Raw genomic sequence first — 15,760 nt, forward strand, 5'->3', positions numbered from 1 at the left:
TCCGGCGACAATGGACCTCCAGAAGGGTCCAGAGGCTCCACAGGTGGTCCTCCCAAGCCGGCCACCTCCTGCTACATATCGTCTAGCCCACCCGCCGGGGCGGGTCAGGTGTAGAGCAGGGAGCCTGGCGTGGTGAGCTTCTCGCCGGTTTCCAGCCACGTCTTCAGGCCGGAGAGGATCATCGGCCAGCCGCCGTAGAGCTGTTCGTTGGCACCCTCCCGCAGGTCGCTGTGCGTGACGGTGAGGTGGCAGGAATCGCCCACCGGTTCGATCTCCCAGGTGATCTTCGATGTGCCTTCGGCCTTGACGTCATCGCCCCAGAGGGCCCGCATGGTCTGCACCAGCCGCCGCGGCGGGTCGACTTCCAGGTTTTCGCCTTCGCCGAGGATCTGGCCGGCCTTGGGGTTGCCCATTTCGAAGCGGCCGCCGGGCGTCCAGTCAGACTGCAGTGTGTTGCCGAACTGGTACTTGCTGCGGATGTCGCTGTCCGTGATGGCTTCCCAGAGCCGTTCGGGCGTGGTCTTGATGTAAATCTCGAAGATCTTTTCCATGGGACTTTCCAATCTGGATTTGAGGTCGCTGAGGGCAGCGGCCCATGGTTCTGCGTATTTGCTGACCCAGCGGTCGTGGACCAGGCGGATGGGGACGGGATTGAGGAAATGAAGCTTTTCCCGCCCGCGACGGCGGGCCACCACCAGGCCTGCGTCCTCCAGGATGCGGAGGTGCTTGGCGATCCCGAACCGGCTCATGCTGAACCGTGCCTCAAGCGCACTCAGGCTCTGGCCGTCCTCGCGGAACAGTTCGTCGAGCAGGTCCCGGCGGGTGGGGTCGGAGAGTGCTTTGAACACGTCGTCCATGACTCCCATGATAGGTGACCATAAGGTCACCTATCAAGGGTTTTCAGTTGTGGGATGCCAGGTTGCGGCCGCGTTCCTCGAACACCTCGTCGCCGGGGCCGGTAAAGGCCCTCGACCGCTCCACGGCCTCCACCGATCCGGTGAACAGCTGCGATTCGTGCGGGTCCGCGGGCGCGTGCGCCCCTGCTGCCCCGGGCCCAGCCAGCCCCCGCAACGGTGCCTTGCGCCGGGTGGCCGTGCCGGCGTCGTCCGCTGCCTGCTCCCAGCGCTGGTGTGGCAGCGCCTGCGGATGGTCCTGCTGGAGGAACGTCACCATGGTTTCGCGGACCAGGCAGCGGAGGTCGAACAGCGCTGCACTGTCCGCCGCGCTGACCAGGATGCGGGTCCGGACAAAGCCTCCGGTGGCATCGGTGATCTGCAGGACGCCCACGCGCCCGTCCCACAGTTCAGTGCCGGCCAGGACGCGGCGCAGTTCGGTGCGCATGTCCTCAACGGGGGCGCGCCAGTCGAGGTCGAACTCCACGGTGCCCATTACCTCGGACTGGCGGCGGGTCCAGTTCTCGAACGGGGTGGTGGTGAAGTACGTGGACGGCAGGATCAGCCGGCGGTCGTCCCACAGGTGCACCACCACATAGGTGAGGGTGATCTCCTCGATCCGCCCCCACTCCTTCTGGACCACCACCACGTCATCCACACGGATGGCATCGGTGAACGCGAGCTGCATCCCGGCGAAGACATTCACCAGTGAGGTCTGCGCGGCGAGGCCCGCCACGATGGAGATCACACCCGCAGACGCCAGAAGCCCGGCACCCAGCGCCTGAATCGCGGGGAACGTCAGCATGGCGGTGCCGACGGCGAGCACCACCACCAGTGCCACGGCGATCCGGCGGGCCAGGATCACCTGGGTGCGCAGCCGCCGCGCCCTCCTGTTGTCCGCCACGTCCACGCTGTGCCGGTTCAGCACCACCGCCTCCACGATCAGCAGGACCGCGATTGCAAGCCACGCGAACGAACCGATCAAGGCAAGCAGCAGGAGATGGTCGACGCCGGCGTGCCAGCTTTCACCGCCGGCTGTCAGGCCCAGCGCGGCCCGGACGCCCACCAGGCACAGTGCCAGCCGCAGCGGCTGGCGGGCCACCCGGGAGGTGGCCTGCAGCTCGGGCCGTTTCCGGTTCAGCTTCAGGACGATCTTGCGGAGCAGCCATGACAGGGTGAGTCCGGCCGGCACGGCCAGGGCCATGGCGATGAAGGGCAGGGCGGGGTTCAGGACATCGAGCATCCTTTAACGTCTATCAAGCCTTTGCCGGGGCTCCGAATTCGGGTACCTGCGTGCGCGTCCAGTCCGGGGCGACAGCGGCCGCCGCGGACGGTGCCCCGGAGGAGTTACGGACCGAAGGGCAGCAGGAGCAGGGCCACCAAAGCAGGGACGGTTGCCGCGACCGTTCCCGGCACGCTGTCCCACTTCCGGGGATAGTGCCCCTGGAGGTCTGCGAGCAGCATGGTGGGCGCCGTGAGGACCATGTTGGCGCAGCAGTAGACCACCAGCGTGTAGCCCACCACCAGCTGGCCGGAGTTGGCCGCGACCACCCCTGCGAGCACGCCCAGCGCAACCAGCAGGTTCCGGTACCCGGTGGGGATGGCCCACATCATCACGGCGGGGACATTCTCCGGCGGCGTACTCAGGAATTTCTGCGCCCACCTGTTGCGGCGGAGGAGGAAGCTCTCCACCGGAAAGACGAAGATATAGATGACCGCGGCCATCACCGCGAAGATCTGCGACACGGTGTTCATGCTCGAAGAGTAGGCCCGGCCTCACCGGTGCTCCATCCCCTCCCCAGGGGATTTCCAGCGGGCCCCGACCGGAAGAATCCGGCGCCCCGGTGCACGAACGCGGGTAGCCTTGGGCTCATGCAGAAGATATCGATCGACGCGCTGGCCCGGCAGCAGCTCGAGGCGGCGGTCACCTCCAGCAACGGGCGCGCCGCGGACACGGTCTATGGCGGCCACGAGAAGGTCCTCCGGCAGACGGTCATGGCCATGAAGGCCGGAACCCAGTTGAGCGAGCACCAGAACCCTGGCGACGCCACGGTCTTCGTGATCCAGGGCTGCGTCAGCCTCAGGGCCGGCGGCGAGTCGTGGCAGGGCAAAGCCGGCGACCTGTTGATTGTTCCGCCCGGCCTGCACAGCCTCCACGCCGAGGAGGATTCGACGTTCCTGTTCACGGTGGCCAAGTACCGTACCTGAGCCCTGTGGCCCGGACGGACGACGGCGGCTGCCGGGCTTCCCCCAGCGGAAGTCCGGCAGCCGCCGTCGTGCCTTGACCTATGGCCCTTATCCGCGGAACTATGCCTGCGGGGCGTAGGCCTTGGGCAGCTTCAAACCGCGCTCGTCCATGACCGCGCGCAGGCGGGTGGGGTAATCGGTGATGATGCCGTCCACTCCCTGGTCCATCAGGCGCTCCATGTCCGTGGCCTTGTTGACGGTCCACGGGATGACGGCGAGGCCCAGCTGGTGTGCCTCTGCAACCATCTGGGGGGTGACGGAGCTGAACGTGGGGGAGATGACGTTGTACCCCTGGGCGGCTGCAGCCTTGGCAAGGGAGCCGCCGTAGGCGTCGATGTCGATGCCGCCCAGTTCGGGCGCGGCACCCGGCTGGCCCACCTGCATCCACTTGTCCCCGCTGGAAAGCGCAACGAGCGTCAGCTCCGGTGCCAGTTCCTTGGTGAGGTTCAGCGAGGACCAGTCGAAGGACTGGATGGTGGTGCGGTCCGCGGCGCCGGAGGCTTCGACTTCTGCCACCACGGCTTTGGTCAGCGCCACCATGCCTTCGCCGCCGGCCTTCCCGTCCTCCACCTTGGTCTCCACGTTGAAGCGGACCTTTTTGGCGTTGTACTGTTCCGCCAGCTGGTAGACGTCCTTGAGCTCGGCGATGCGATTCCCTTCGACCACCTCCTGCCCGGGGAAGCCGGGCAGCTGCATGAAGCCGCAGTTGAGGGTCTTGACCTGGGCCAGGGACAGTTCGGCCACACGGCGGCCGACGTATGGGAACTCGGGATCACCGGCGGTGGCCGGGGCGGTATCGACGCATTTGTTGGCCTGGATGGTGTCGTCATGCCACACGATGATCTTCCCGTCCTCGGTGAGGTGGGTGTCCAGTTCCAGGGTGCTGACGCCGAGCTTCAGGGAGTTGCCGAACGCCGCCAGCGACTCCTCGGTCCACTCGCCGCGGCCGCCGCGGTGCGCCTGGAGGTCGAAGGAGCCGTTGCGCTCGTTCGTCTTGATGGCGGAGGTGGCGGGGCCGGCAGCGTTCGACGACGGCGTTCCGGCCTCGGCGGTTTCGGCGGCGAAGGCGCCGCCCGGCGAGGCGATGGCGGCGGCGAGCAGTGCGGCGGTTGCCGCAGCGGTCAGGACTGTGCGCATGGGGATGGTTCCTCCTGGGTGACGGGTTCCGGCGGCGCCGGGTGACCCGCCAACGGTAGGCCGGACAGGTTGCGCCCGAGGTTCACCCAGTTGGAGGGGAGGTTAACGCCAGGTTCTGCTGTGCCCAGGGATCAGGCGGGGTCCTCGACTTTGTCGGAGACCGGCCGGGGTTCCAGCCAGATGCGTTCCCGCGGGCCGGGCGGGTACGCGTACCTCTTGCCGGCGAGCGTGATGGCGAACGCGGCAACCACCGGGACTGCCGCCGCGGCCGGAACCAGCAGCGGGCCGCCGACCACCAGGGCTGCCGAGCCGTAAAGCGCGCCGATGGTGATGCCCAGCTGGATGGTCAGGACCGTGAGCCCGTTCGCAGCCTCGCTGTACTCCCCGCCGGCCCGGAGGATCGCGGACTGGTTGTAGATGCCGATGGCGCCCAGGCCCGCCCCCCAGATGGTCATCAGCACCAGGGCCACGGGCAGGTTACCCACGGCGAGCGGCAGGAGGAACATCGATGCGGCGATGGCCGCCGTCGTGATCATCAGCGAACGGCGGGGACGCGAATCCACGGTGAGCCCCGCAATCCAAATGCCCAGCAGGCCGGACCCGCCCAGCACCGTGAGCGAGAGGCTCGTGGCGTAGTCAGGCAGGTTCGCCTCGCGGATGAAGGGTGCAATGTAGGTGAACAGGGCGAAGTGCGCCAGGACCAGCAGCGGCCAGGCGACCGCCACCGACTTCACGCCTGGCTGGCCGATCGCCTTGCGCAGGGACGGGCGGGCCGCGTCGGAAATGCGCTGGACGCGGGGAAGCAGCCAAAACGCGAGGACCGTCAGCACCACGCCGAACCCGGCGAGGACCAGGAACGCGGCACGCCAGCCCAGGAATCCGCCCAGGGCGGTGCCCACCGGCGCGCCAATGGCCAAGCCCAGGCTGTTGCCGCTGAACACGATCGCCAGCGCCTTGCCCACTTTGTCAGCCGGAACCACGCGGGAAACGAACGGCGCCATGGTGGTCCAGAGCAACCCGTGCGCCAGCCCGCCCACCAGCCGCGCGATCATCGCCGACGTGAAGTCCGGTGCCAGTCCCACCAGTGCGTTGCTGAGCGCGAAGGTCAGGACCAGCCCCACCAGCAGGGCATGCCGCGGGATCTTCCCCAGCAGCCGTGCCGCCGGAACCACCGTGACAACAATGACGGCGGCGTAGGCAGCGGCAAGGTAACCGGCCACCGGCTCGGAGACGCCAAGGCCGGTGCTGATCTGCGGCAGCAGCCCGGAGGGGAGGAGTTCGGTGGTGATGGCCGTGAACGCAATGGTGGCCAGGACCACCATTGCGGCGTAGGGAAAACGGGCAGGGGACGGCGCGGAAATCGCGGAAGACATGGGGGAGCGTCCATTCAAAGGGTGGGGTTGGAAAGCGGCTCGCTGGCCGGACAATTCCTCCCTTAAATTTACAGGATTGAAGGGCCTGTCATGGACGTGACAGGGTCCGGCGGAGGCGTGTTGCGTAGCGAAAAAGAATCGGCGAGGGCGGTGCCGGAGGTAGGTTGGTTGTGGAACTTTAACGCCCGCTGCAGCTGCGCCGGGCCCGGAACCCTGGAGACCCCCATGAGTACTTGCTGCCCTGCCCAATGGCACATTCTGATGGTCGCCGCGTGACGGCCCCGCTGCGCGTCTGCCTGCCCGCCCAGAACCTGCTGGACGCGCTCACCCCCATTGACGGCGTCGAATTTGTCCTGTGGGACCTGGACGGACCCGCGCCGGAGGGCCGGCTGGACCTGCTGGTGCCCGGCTACATGGGCAAGCCGTCGGCGCTCGCCGCATTGGAGGGCGTTGACGTGGGCCTGGTGCAGAGCCAGTCCATCGGGTACGACGGCGTCGCCGCGGTTCTGCCCGACGGCGTCACCTTCGCGAACGCGGCCGGAGTCCATGAGACGTCGACGGCGGAGCTCGCCGTGGGCATGATGGTGGCCTCCCAACGGGGCATCCCGGACTTTGTCCGGAACCAGGACACCGGAACGTGGGACAACAGCCCGCGGCCCAGCCTGGCCGACCGGCGCGTGCTGCTGGTGGGTTACGGGGGAGTGGGCAAGGCCATCGAGGCCCGGCTCCTGCCGTTTGAAACCGACGTCACCAGGATGGCCAGCCGCGCCCGTGAGGACGAGCGCGGGACCATCTTCGGAATCGATTCGCTCTACGAGCAGCTGCCGCTGCACGAGATCGTGGTGGTCAGTGTTCCGCTGGGTGAGCAGACCCAGCAGCTGGTGGACGCCAAGTTCCTCGCGGCCATGCCGGACGGCGCCCTCTTGGTCAATGTGGCCCGCGGCCCCGTGGCGGACACCGACGCTCTGCTCGCCGAGACATCCAGCGGCCGGCTCCGGGCCGCCCTGGACGTGACGGACCCAGAGCCGCTGCCGGCGGACCACCCGCTCTGGACCGTCCCCGGGGTGCTCATCACTCCCCATGTCGGCGGCGCCAGCTCGGCGATGTTCCCCCGGATGGTCCGGCTGCTCAGGAAGCAGATCGGCCTCCTGCTCGAGGGCAAGGACCCCGTGAACGTCGTCCTCCCTTAACGCCAGCGGCTCCCGCCCCTATGCTGGGGCCATGTCCACTTTCGAAGTCCGCCGCAGCGCCGTCATTCCCGCTTCCGCAGAAGAGATCTTCCCGCTGGTGAACAACTTCCATGAGTGGACCCGGTGGTCCCCATGGGAGACGATCGATCCGGGCATGAGCCGCCGTTACTTCGGCAACGAGGCCGGCGCCGGCGCGGGGTACGAGTGGAGCGGCAACCGCAAGGCCGGCAGCGGCACCATGGAGATCGTGGAGTCCGTACCTTCGAGCCGCATCGGGATCCGGCTGCAGTTCACCAAGCCGTTCAAGGCCCTGAACCCCACGACGTTCACGTTCAGCCCGGCTCCTGGCGGCACGGAGGTGACGTGGCTGATGACCGGGGAGAACAAAGGGCTCGGTAAGGTCTTTGCGCTGTTCATGAACATGGACAAGATGGTGGGCGGCGACTTTGAGCGGGGCCTGGCCGCGCTGGCCTCCACGGTTGCGGCCAGGAAGAGCTGAGGTTCCCGTTGGGCGCCGTGGACGATGCGCTGGCCGCGCTGGATGAACCGGACCGCAGCTGCCTGCAGCACGTGGTGGAGCTCGCCAGGTCCATCGCCCCGGACACCACGGAGGGCAGGAGCTACGGCATGCCCGCGCTGAAGCTGGACGGCAAACCCCTGTTTGCCGCCGTCCAGGCAGCCAAGCACCTCTCGATCTTCCCCTTCTCCGGCGCGGTCGTCGCGGCAGTCGCGGACCGGCTGGAAGGGTATTCACTTTCCAAGGGGACCATCCGCTTCACCGCGGCCCACCCCGTGCCGGACGACGTGGTGGAGGACATCGTCCGGCTGCGCATGGCGGAGATCCGGGGATAGAGCAACGGGCGACGGCGGCCCGCGCCACCTGCGGCCACGCCACCGGAAGGGACGGGCGCCCGGCCACCGGAGCCCATGCAGTCCGGCAGGACTTATGGTCCTTCCGAATGCGCTGCAGGGGTGCCTAATGTGATGCCATGGCTGACACTCTTGAGTCCCTCGCGGAAAGTTTTAAGAACATGGGCGTCGCCCGCGCGTACGGCGCCCCCGTGAACCTGAACGGGGAGGAGATGGTGCCCGTGGCCCTGGTGTCCTTCGGTTTCGGTGGCGGCACGGAATCCGGGGAGGGTGCCTCCGGCGGGGGAGGCGGCGGGGTTGTGGTGCCGCTTGGTGTCTACCGCACGGTCAACGGCAGGACCGTCTTCCGCCCCAACACCATTGCCGCCCTGGTGTGCCTGGTGCCCCTGATGACGGCAACGGGAGCCGCGGTACGCAAGGCTGTCCGGGCGGCCCGGAAATAGTTCCGGAAGGCAAGGGCCCCCTTAAAAATCCCCTATTTCGCCGCGGGAAATTCAGTTCCATAATGGCCTCGTAGACTTCGGGGACCCCGCTGCGCTGGCTGCTGCCACCGCTCCGCCGGGGTTTCGGGTGGCCGCCCCGGCAGTCGGCGGGAAGGACGGCCACGAGGCCCGGCGGGGGACGGCCGGACCGTTTTCGGGGGAGAGCGACGCCATCACAACAGCAAGGGAAGTTGTTTGTCATGCTCAAAGATATGGAAGTCATGGCTGTGCTGCCTGCGAAGGATATCGACCGGGCCAAGGAATTTTATCGGGACAAGCTGGGGTTTGAGCCCGAGCGGACCATGGCCGATGGCGGCCTTGTCTACCGGTGTGGGAAGGGGACCTCGTTCCTGATTTACCAGACGGACAACGCGGGTTCGGCCAAGAACACGCAAATCGGCTGGGCCAGTGATGATGTCCAGCGCGACGTGGACGAACTCCGTGCCCGCGGCGTCGTTTTCGAAGACTACGACATGCCCGGACTCAAGACCGAGAACGGCATCGCATCAATGGAGGGCTACGGCCAGGCGGCCTGGTTCCTGGACAGCGAGGGCAACATCCTCAACATCTCCTCGATGCCTTCTTGACGGCCAGGGCCCGTAGTGCAGGCCCCGCAATAAAAAGTACGACGCCGGCCCGTGCCGCCCGAAGCACCCGCACCCGGGTGCGTGGCAGCGGCAGGCCGGCGCCGCCGTCGTAAGCAGTCCGGAGGGAAGGGAAAGCGGTGGGCGTAGAAGAAGTGGTGCCGGAGACAAATGGCGCGTCTCCATGGAGCTTCTGTCGACGGTGGATCTTGCCGGCGAAATTGAGGGTATGGACGGGCGCCAGCTCCGAATGCGGATGGTGACCATCGAGCCAGGCGGAGTTTTCGGCCCCCTCCATGACCACGTGGGCCGGCCCGGGACGGTTTATGTCCTTCAGGGGACTGTCACGGAGCACCGGGACGGCTTGGTCACCGAGTACGGGCCGGGGGTGGGCTGGCAGGAGGACCGCCACACCACCCATTGGCTCGAGAACAAGGGGACGGTGCCGGTTGTCGAAATCTCGGTGGACATCGTGGCCGCCCCGCAACAGTGAGGCCCCGCCACCGCAGCAGCGGGCTCAGACTGCGGGCTCGCGCCTGCCCAGGGCCATCCGGAGTGCGCCGCGCAGGGTGAGCCGGTTGCGCCTGGTGACGGCGATGACGGCGGCGATACCGGCAAGCAGGACCACGATGCCGCCCACCGCGACGGACCAGCGCGCGCCGAACTCGCTTCCGATCCAACCCACCAGCGGCGAACCGATGGCGGTGCCGCCTTGGAGGATGGCCAGGTAAAGGGCCAGTACGCGGCCCCGGAACTGTGGCTCCACGGAGAGCTGGATGCTGGTGTTGCAGCTGTTCAGGAACGTGATGGACGCCAGGCCCACGGGAATCAGGATTGCCGCGTAGACCCAGAACGTCGGGGCGATGCTGCCCAGGACCGTGAAGATGCCCAGTCCCAGCGCTCCGCCCAGCAGGAACCGCAGCCGCGGCCCGGAGCGGCGTGCCGCGAGGAGGGCGCCGGCCAGCGTGCCCACGGCCATGATGGAGCCGAGAAGCCCGAATTCACTGGGTCCCATGCGGAACTCGGTGGTGGCCATCAGCGAGTTGATCACCGGGAAGTTCATGCCGAACGCACCCAGGATGCCCACCAGGACCATGATCAGCATCAGGTCCGGCCGGCGCCGCACGTAACGGATGCCCTCGGCCACCTGGTGCTTGTTCCGCTCGCCCCTCGCGATAGGGGCGGGCTGGGTGGTGCGGATTCGGAACAGCGAAACCAGGACGGCGGCGAAGCTCGCGGCGTTGAGCAGGAACACCGGCCCGGTACCCACCCAGGCGATCAGCACGCCGGCGATGGCAGGTCCGGTGAGCCGGGCGGTGTTGAAGGATGCTGAGTTCAGGGCCACCGCATTGGAAATGTTCTCCTGGCCCACGAGCTCCGATACGAAGGCCTGGCGCGCCGGTGCGTCCACCGCGCTGGCCACGCCCAAGCAGAAGGCGGCCACGTAGGCGTGCCATAGTTGCGCGGTGCCGGTGACCACCAGGAGGCCGATGGCCAGTCCGGTGAAGCCCATGGCCAACTGCGTCCACATGAGGATGATGCGCTTGCGGTAGCGGTCTGCCAGGACCCCGCCGTAGGGGCCGAAGAGCAGCATTGGCAGGAACTGCAGGCCCGTGGTGAGGCCGACGGCGGCTCCCGAGTGATCGGTAAGCACGGTCAGGACCAGCCAGTCCTGGGCGACGCGCTGCATCCAGGTGCCGATGTTGGAGACGATCGCGCCGCTGGCCCAAATGCGGTAGTTGGGATTTTCGAGGGCGCGGAACATCGCACTCATTTGCCGCTCATTTCCTGCATGATGCGGGCTGCGCGGCTGAGAATGAGCCGGTCTTCCTCACCGAGTCCGGCCACACGCTGCGCCAACCAGGCGGTCCGCTGGCTCCGGGCCTCGGCCAGGACTTTCCTGCCGGCGTCGGTGATGTCCACGCGGACTTGCCGGCCGTCGTCGGGATCGGCGCTCCTGGTAACGAATGCCTGGTCCGCAAGTGCGTTGACGATCCTGGTCATGGACGGTGCCTGGACGTGCTCACTCCGGGCGAGATCGCGCAGGGTGCTGGGGCCGCTGCCGTTCAGGAGGGCCAGGACGGTGTACTGGCCGGGGGTGATGGCGTCTCCGGTGGCCTCGACGCGAAGCCGGCGCGACGTGCGCATCACAGCGGTGCGGAGATCGATGGCGAGGGTGTCGGGGGCGGTGGGGCCGGCGGTTGCCTGGTGCGTCGTTTGGGTGGGGGACATATAGGGGTGTGCGCCTCCTGCTGGCATTTATTAGCATTGCTAATTAGTTCTGCTAACCATTATGCCCGCGTTGGTTGCCGCAGGCAATGGATGGAGGTGTGGTTTTGCTGACAGCTCCGGCACAATGGGAGCCGTGACTGGGCGCAGAACTGACGGAAGCCGTAAACCCCCGCTGTCGTGGAAGCGGAAATTGAACCTGGCCGTGACTGTCCTGGTGCTCTGCCTGGGGCCCATTATGATCGGCGTAGGCAGCTTCATGATCAACGCCGATGAGGAGCTCGCCCGTTCTGGTGTCCAGGCGACCGGAACGATCATCCACTTCGACGACGTCACCAAAGCGTCCGAACGCAGGATGCAGGTTGAATTCCCGGCCGGGGACGGGGCGGTCCACCGGACCTTCGCCGCTGTGGACCACGATCAGTATCCCGTAGTGGGCAGCAGCGTGACGGTCGTCTATGCCGAAAACAATCCCGGGCGGGCCATCGTGCCCGGCTACGAGAGCGACGGCGTTTGGCTGCGTGGGGCCGGGGTTGTCCTGACGGTCATTTTCGGAGTTCTGGGCCTCTTATTCGTCGTCCTGGTCGGCAGCGCTGTTCTGCGGGCCAGGTTGCGGCGGCGCCGAACGCCACAGGTGGTGTAGCCGGAGCTTCCGGCTGTCCGATCCGGGCCGTACCCCGCCCTGTCCGCTCCCGCCTGACGGGCGTAGGCTGTGCGCACCATGACTGAACAACAGCCCTTTGAGTTGGTCCGGCGCTATCCCCACTTCGAACTTCGCCGGTATCCCGATTACGTGGTCGCCGAGGTGTCGGTGACGGCCGATTTTGACCGGGCAGGCAACGCCGCCTTCCGGTACCTCTTTAACTACATCAGCGGCAACAACACTGCCCGGCAGAAACTGGCGATGACCGCTCCGGTGATCCAGGAAGCGGGAGGGCAAAAGCTCGCCATGACCGCACCGGTACTCCAGCGCGGACCACTGCCTGGATCAGGGGAGCCGGCGGAATTCTCGGTGGCCTTTGTCCTGCCGGCCGGCTTGAATGCCGAAACTGCTCCCGTGCCCACCGATCCCAGGGTCACGGTGCGGGCGGTGCCCGGTTCCCTCGCTGCCGTGCTGGGCTTCTCGGGCAGCGGTTCGGCGTCGGCCTTTGAGCGGCGCAACAACGGTCTGCAGGCGGCGCTCACCCTGGCCGGCCTTACGCCTGTGGGTGCACCGCGGTTCGCCCGCTTCGATCCACCCTTCAAACCCTGGTTCCTGCGGCACAATGAGGTGGTCCAGGATGTGATGGAGCGCCCTCCGGGTGGCGCGGCGCCCGCATCCGGGTAGCGATTTTCCGCTGGCGACGCCCGCTCACCTCTGGGCGCTTCTGGCTAAAGCCAGCCCTTCCTAGGGTTTGTGTGCGTCCCGGACATGGTCCTGCGTCTGGCCCTGCATGACCCAGCGGTTGCCGTCGGGGTCGTTGAAGTAGGCGAACAGGACACCGCCCAGGTCCTGGATCTCGCTGATGTCCGCGCCGCGGCCCACCAGCTCGCTGCGAACCTCGGCGATGTCCGGAACAACCAGCTGCAGGCCCTCGAGGCTGCCTGGGGTCATGGTGGTCATGCCGGTGCCGATGACCACCGACGTGGCAGAGCCAGGGGGTGTTAGCTGGACGACGCGCATTCCCGGGATATGTTCCACGTCATGGTCGAGGACGAAGCCCAGCTTGTCCGTGTAAAACGCTTTTGATCTGTCGACGTCGGAAACCGGGACCTGTACAACCTCAAGGCGCATTTGCATGGAGGCCACTCTAGCCTTGGACGTCACGCCAGGGGAACGGCAGGCACAGATCGATTGCCGGATTGAATTACCGCGCATTTATTATGCCTCGAACACCGAGTGCGACGGGACTTTCTCAAGGTTTCCTCAAGACTGCCTGAATGTTGCCTGAGGATCGCAGGAAGTTGCGTAAACGTAGCAGCAAGGTGCATAGGCTCGGCGGTGATGAGTTTACCGGGCTATGCAGCAAGCCCGGGATTGCGGGGGCAAAACTCTCTGGGCCCCCTTGTATATGGGGAAATGAATGTCCGACTATGACACCCTCTTGGGGTTTGTTCCTTCCGCGCCTGCGCCGAAGCCGCCACGGAAACCGCGCTTTTCCACTTTCATTGTTGCCGGTATTACCGGGCTGTTCATGCTTTTCGGAGCACTGGGCGGCGGCATTGGCGGAGCCCTGATTGTCCTGGGCATTTCAACTGCCCTTACCGGTCTTTATGTACTCCTCACCGGACGGCGCTCCTGGGCGTGGCTTCCCGCAAAACGCAAGGCAGGCGCCGTCGCAATCGCCGCGGCGCTGGCGCTCTTCATCGGCGGCGCTGCCGCGCTGCCGCGCGTCGCCGGCGCGGACCTGGAGGCAGCCTCCTCGGAAAGCACTGCGAAGGCGGCCCCGGCGAAAGCGAGCCCGACGGCGACAGCCAAGGCATCGCCGTCGGCCACACCAACTGCCACGCCGACGGACACCGGGGAGCCGCTGGACCCGGAGAGTCCAAGCGTTCTTGCCGCCGGTGCCACCGCGGCCGCGCCCAATGCGCAGCCAGCGTACGCAAGCAAGGCGCTGGACGTATTGGCAACCTTGCCGATCAAGGGCCGGGCGCCGAAGACGGGGTACGACCGCGCGCAGTTCGGCCAGGCGTGGGCAGACGTGGACCGGAATGGGTGCGATACGCGCAACGACATCCTCAAACGCGACCTCACCGGCGTTTCGTACACGAACAGTGTGCCGTGCAAAGTGCAGTCGGGAACCCTGGCCGATCCGTACACGGGCAAGACCATCAGCTTTGTCAGGGGTTCGGCCACCAGCAGCGCCGTCCAGATCGACCACGTGGTGGCCTTGAGCGACGCCTGGCAGAAGGGCGCGCAGCAGCTGACTGCCGGGCAGCGGACGGCGTTCGCCAACGATCCGCTGAACCTGCAGGCCACGGACGGGCCCACCAACCAGCAAAAGGGCGACGGCGATGCGGCCACCTGGTTGCCGCCGAACAAGGGCTTCCGCTGTGAGTACGTTGCCCGGCAGGTTTCCGTGAAGGCGACATACGGGCTGTGGGTCACGCAGGCCGAGCACGATGCGATTGCCCGGATCCTGGGCGACTGCGCCGGGCAGCTGGCGCCGACCAACCAGCTGCCGCCGGCACCTGCCGCCGCTGCTGTGCCTGCGCCACCTGCCGCCGCTCCTGTACCTGCTCCCGCTCCGGCGGCACCCGCACCGGCACCTGCCGCCGTCGCCCCTGCTCCCGTTGCACCAGCACCCATGGCCCCGGCTCCTGCCGCGCCGGCACCTGCTGCTGCCTACTACGCCAACTGCGCGGCGGCGAGGGCTGCAGGAGCCGCGCCGCTCTACGCCGGGCAAGCCGGATACCGGCCCGCGCTGGACCGTGACTCCGACGGAGTCGCCTGCGAGTAGCCGCCGGATCTTTCCTCGGGCCTCGGCCCAACCGCATCACCACCACATCGCATTCCTAGGGGGAATCATGAACAACAACCTGTATGCCGCCCACCCGGTCACCGGACGTCTGAAAGTCTCGTTGGCCCTTGCCGTCCTGGCCGGCCTGTTGCTGACAGGGTGCGGAGGCAAGCAGGCATCCGTCGAACCCGCATCCGCTGCCACGTCCACCGCCACCGCTGAGGCGTCTGCTGCCGTTCCAGGTGTGGTGGGCCTGACCCTGGACAAGGCCACGGACCAACTGAAGGGGCTCGGCTTCAAGGTTGAGGCCAAGGACATCGTGGACGGTAAAAGCATCATCGTGGAGAAAAACTGGCAGGTGATGACGCAGGATCCTGCCAGCGGCACCACAGCGGCCAAGGGCTCCACCGTTCGTCTCGGCGTGAAGTCGCTCGACGAACTTGCCGCGGAGAAGGCGGCTGCCGAGAAGGTCGCCGCCGACAAGGCTGCCGCCGAACAGGCTGCAGCTAAAGCGGTAGCCGACAAGGCCGCTGCCGAAAAAGCCGCGGCTGACAAGGCCGCCGCCGATCAGGCTGCTGCTGCAAAGGCTGCAGCCGACCAAGCTGCCCGGGACGCAGCTGCCAAGGCGGCCGCCGACCAGCAGTCGGCGCAGAAATTTGTCCAGGCACCGGCCCAAGCACCCGCAACTGCCTACTACGCAAACTGCACCGCCGCGAAGAATGCCGGCGCCGCGCCGTTGCACAGGGGTCAGCCAGGATACAGCTCCTCTTTGGACCGCGACGGCGATGGTGTCGCCTGCGAGCGATAAACGAATCGGGCAGTACTAAGACGAGCTGTGGACGCTCCCCTTTGTTGGGAGGCGTCCACAGCTCGTTCGGTAGCGGTTCCAACGGCGGTCATGGCCGTGGTGGTGCAGTGTGCGGCAGCACACACAGCGGACTTACGACGCCGGCAGCCTGCTTGGGTGCCCGAAACGCCCCTCCTGCCCCGGAATTCCGCGGATTCGCCACCACCTTCCGCCCGATTTGCGGTGGGGGTTGTGTGCGGGTATTGTTTTCTGAGTCGCCGCCGCTGAAGCGGAAAGATAGCGGCCAACCCCCCTTTTTTGAACGGCCTGGAAAATGGTTCGCTTTTTGTGCGTGCTGTTGGTGGGTGGGGGCTGATCCTGGTGGTTTTGGGTCACGGAGACGTGGTTTGCAAAGCCGGGTGGGATCGGGTAGGTTTGAAAAGTTGCTCCGGAGCGATCCTGAATGTTTGGTTTGGGTGGTGCCGGGTGTGTCTGTTGTTTGAGAACTCAATAGTGTGCCAAGTTTGT

General features: G+C 66.7%; 19 protein-coding genes. 11 read left to right on the forward strand and 8 right to left on the reverse strand.

What is annotated here, in order from left to right; all coding sequences use genetic code 11:
- Nucleotides 1-104: 104 nt before the first annotated feature.
- The 3 genes from J2T23_RS19685 to J2T23_RS19695 form a co-directional block, all read right to left on the reverse strand.
- A complete protein-coding gene (locus J2T23_RS19685) occupies nucleotides 105-857 on the reverse strand; it encodes an ArsR/SmtB family transcription factor (protein ID WP_307362881.1) in 753 nt (250 codons plus the stop codon).
- A 43-nt stretch (nucleotides 858-900) separates the two neighbouring features.
- Nucleotides 901-2,136, reverse strand: a complete 1,236-nt coding sequence (locus tag J2T23_RS19690) for a mechanosensitive ion channel family protein (protein WP_307362883.1) — start codon at nucleotides 2,134-2,136, stop codon at nucleotides 901-903.
- Nucleotides 2,137-2,240: 104 nt separating this feature from the next.
- Nucleotides 2,241-2,648 carry a DUF1304 family protein gene (locus tag J2T23_RS19695; protein ID WP_141157938.1) on the reverse strand — a complete coding sequence of 136 codons (408 nt, stop codon included), beginning with the start codon at nucleotides 2,646-2,648 and terminating at the stop codon, nucleotides 2,241-2,243.
- A 117-nt stretch (nucleotides 2,649-2,765) separates the two neighbouring features.
- Here J2T23_RS19695 and J2T23_RS19700 point away from each other — a divergent pair, with 117 nt between their 5' ends.
- Nucleotides 2,766-3,101, forward strand: a complete 336-nt coding sequence (locus J2T23_RS19700) for a cupin domain-containing protein (protein WP_141180877.1) — start codon at nucleotides 2,766-2,768, stop codon at nucleotides 3,099-3,101.
- A gap of 99 nt (nucleotides 3,102-3,200) precedes the next feature.
- Here the strand turns inward: J2T23_RS19700 and J2T23_RS19705 are convergent, their stop codons facing one another.
- Nucleotides 3,201-4,277 carry a glycerophosphodiester phosphodiesterase family protein gene (locus J2T23_RS19705; RefSeq protein ID WP_307362886.1) on the reverse strand — a complete coding sequence of 359 codons (1,077 nt, stop codon included), beginning with the start codon at nucleotides 4,275-4,277 and terminating at the stop codon, nucleotides 3,201-3,203.
- 131 nt (nucleotides 4,278-4,408) lie between these two features.
- Complete coding sequence (locus tag J2T23_RS19710) at nucleotides 4,409-5,650, reverse strand: MFS transporter (protein ID WP_307362890.1); 1,242 nt, start codon at nucleotides 5,648-5,650, stop codon at nucleotides 4,409-4,411.
- A gap of 272 nt (nucleotides 5,651-5,922) precedes the next feature.
- Here J2T23_RS19710 and J2T23_RS19715 point away from each other — a divergent pair, with 272 nt between their 5' ends.
- The 6 genes from J2T23_RS19715 (at nucleotide 5,923) to J2T23_RS19740 (ending at nucleotide 9,269) form a co-directional block, all read left to right on the forward strand.
- Nucleotides 5,923-6,840 carry a 2-hydroxyacid dehydrogenase gene (locus tag J2T23_RS19715; protein WP_307362893.1) on the forward strand — a complete coding sequence of 306 codons (918 nt, stop codon included), beginning with the start codon at nucleotides 5,923-5,925 and terminating at the stop codon, nucleotides 6,838-6,840.
- 31 nt (nucleotides 6,841-6,871) lie between these two features.
- The gene (locus J2T23_RS19720; protein ID WP_307362896.1) at nucleotides 6,872-7,339 is read left to right on the forward strand and encodes an SRPBCC family protein; all 468 of its coding nucleotides are present in this window, start codon (nucleotides 6,872-6,874) and stop codon (nucleotides 7,337-7,339) included.
- A gap of 8 nt (nucleotides 7,340-7,347) precedes the next feature.
- Nucleotides 7,348-7,692: an iron chaperone gene (locus tag J2T23_RS19725; protein WP_307362899.1), complete on the forward strand. Its 345-nt coding sequence runs from the start codon at nucleotides 7,348-7,350 to the stop codon at nucleotides 7,690-7,692.
- Between the two features lie 137 nt (nucleotides 7,693-7,829).
- Complete coding sequence (locus tag J2T23_RS19730; RefSeq protein ID WP_141180882.1) at nucleotides 7,830-8,153, forward strand: hypothetical protein; 324 nt, start codon at nucleotides 7,830-7,832, stop codon at nucleotides 8,151-8,153.
- 239 nt (nucleotides 8,154-8,392) lie between these two features.
- Nucleotides 8,393-8,779: a VOC family protein gene (locus J2T23_RS19735; protein WP_141157930.1), complete on the forward strand. Its 387-nt coding sequence runs from the start codon at nucleotides 8,393-8,395 to the stop codon at nucleotides 8,777-8,779.
- A 181-nt stretch (nucleotides 8,780-8,960) separates the two neighbouring features.
- Nucleotides 8,961-9,269, forward strand: a complete 309-nt coding sequence (locus J2T23_RS19740) for a cupin domain-containing protein (RefSeq protein WP_307362903.1) — start codon at nucleotides 8,961-8,963, stop codon at nucleotides 9,267-9,269.
- A 24-nt stretch (nucleotides 9,270-9,293) separates the two neighbouring features.
- Here J2T23_RS19740 and J2T23_RS19745 read toward each other — a convergent pair whose 3' ends face one another.
- A complete protein-coding gene (locus J2T23_RS19745; protein WP_141157928.1) occupies nucleotides 9,294-10,550 on the reverse strand; it encodes an MFS transporter in 1,257 nt (418 codons plus the stop codon).
- A complete protein-coding gene (locus tag J2T23_RS19750) occupies nucleotides 10,547-11,008 on the reverse strand; it encodes a MarR family winged helix-turn-helix transcriptional regulator (protein ID WP_141157927.1) in 462 nt (153 codons plus the stop codon). The genes J2T23_RS19745 and J2T23_RS19750 overlap by 4 nt, the downstream gene beginning before the upstream one ends.
- 133 nt (nucleotides 11,009-11,141) lie before the next feature.
- On the opposite strand from J2T23_RS19750, the gene J2T23_RS19755 reads away from it, so the two are divergent.
- Both J2T23_RS19755 and J2T23_RS19760 read left to right on the forward strand, forming a co-directional pair.
- The gene (locus J2T23_RS19755) at nucleotides 11,142-11,648 is read left to right on the forward strand and encodes a DUF3592 domain-containing protein (protein WP_307362905.1); all 507 of its coding nucleotides are present in this window, start codon (nucleotides 11,142-11,144) and stop codon (nucleotides 11,646-11,648) included.
- A gap of 78 nt (nucleotides 11,649-11,726) precedes the next feature.
- Complete coding sequence (locus tag J2T23_RS19760) at nucleotides 11,727-12,332, forward strand: SOUL family heme-binding protein (RefSeq protein ID WP_307362908.1); 606 nt, start codon at nucleotides 11,727-11,729, stop codon at nucleotides 12,330-12,332.
- Nucleotides 12,333-12,392: 60 nt separating this feature from the next.
- Here the strand turns inward: J2T23_RS19760 and J2T23_RS19765 are convergent, their stop codons facing one another.
- On the reverse strand, nucleotides 12,393-12,785 hold the full coding sequence (locus J2T23_RS19765) for a VOC family protein (protein ID WP_307362911.1): 393 nt from the start codon (nucleotides 12,783-12,785) through the stop codon (nucleotides 12,393-12,395).
- Nucleotides 12,786-13,179: 394 nt separating this feature from the next.
- On the opposite strand from J2T23_RS19765, the gene J2T23_RS19770 reads away from it, so the two are divergent.
- Both J2T23_RS19770 and J2T23_RS19775 read left to right on the forward strand, forming a co-directional pair.
- Nucleotides 13,180-14,445 carry a GmrSD restriction endonuclease domain-containing protein gene (locus tag J2T23_RS19770; protein WP_307362914.1) on the forward strand — a complete coding sequence of 422 codons (1,266 nt, stop codon included), beginning with the start codon at nucleotides 13,180-13,182 and terminating at the stop codon, nucleotides 14,443-14,445.
- Nucleotides 14,446-14,512: 67 nt separating this feature from the next.
- Nucleotides 14,513-15,253, forward strand: coding sequence for an excalibur calcium-binding domain-containing protein (locus tag J2T23_RS19775; RefSeq protein WP_307362919.1), 741 nt, complete (start codon nucleotides 14,513-14,515; stop codon nucleotides 15,251-15,253).
- The last annotated feature ends 507 nt before the right edge of the window (nucleotides 15,254-15,760 follow it).

Origin of the sequence: Pseudarthrobacter niigatensis (assembly GCF_030812615.1) — a bacterium.
Taxonomy (GTDB): domain Bacteria; phylum Actinomycetota; class Actinomycetes; order Actinomycetales; family Micrococcaceae; genus Arthrobacter; species Arthrobacter niigatensis.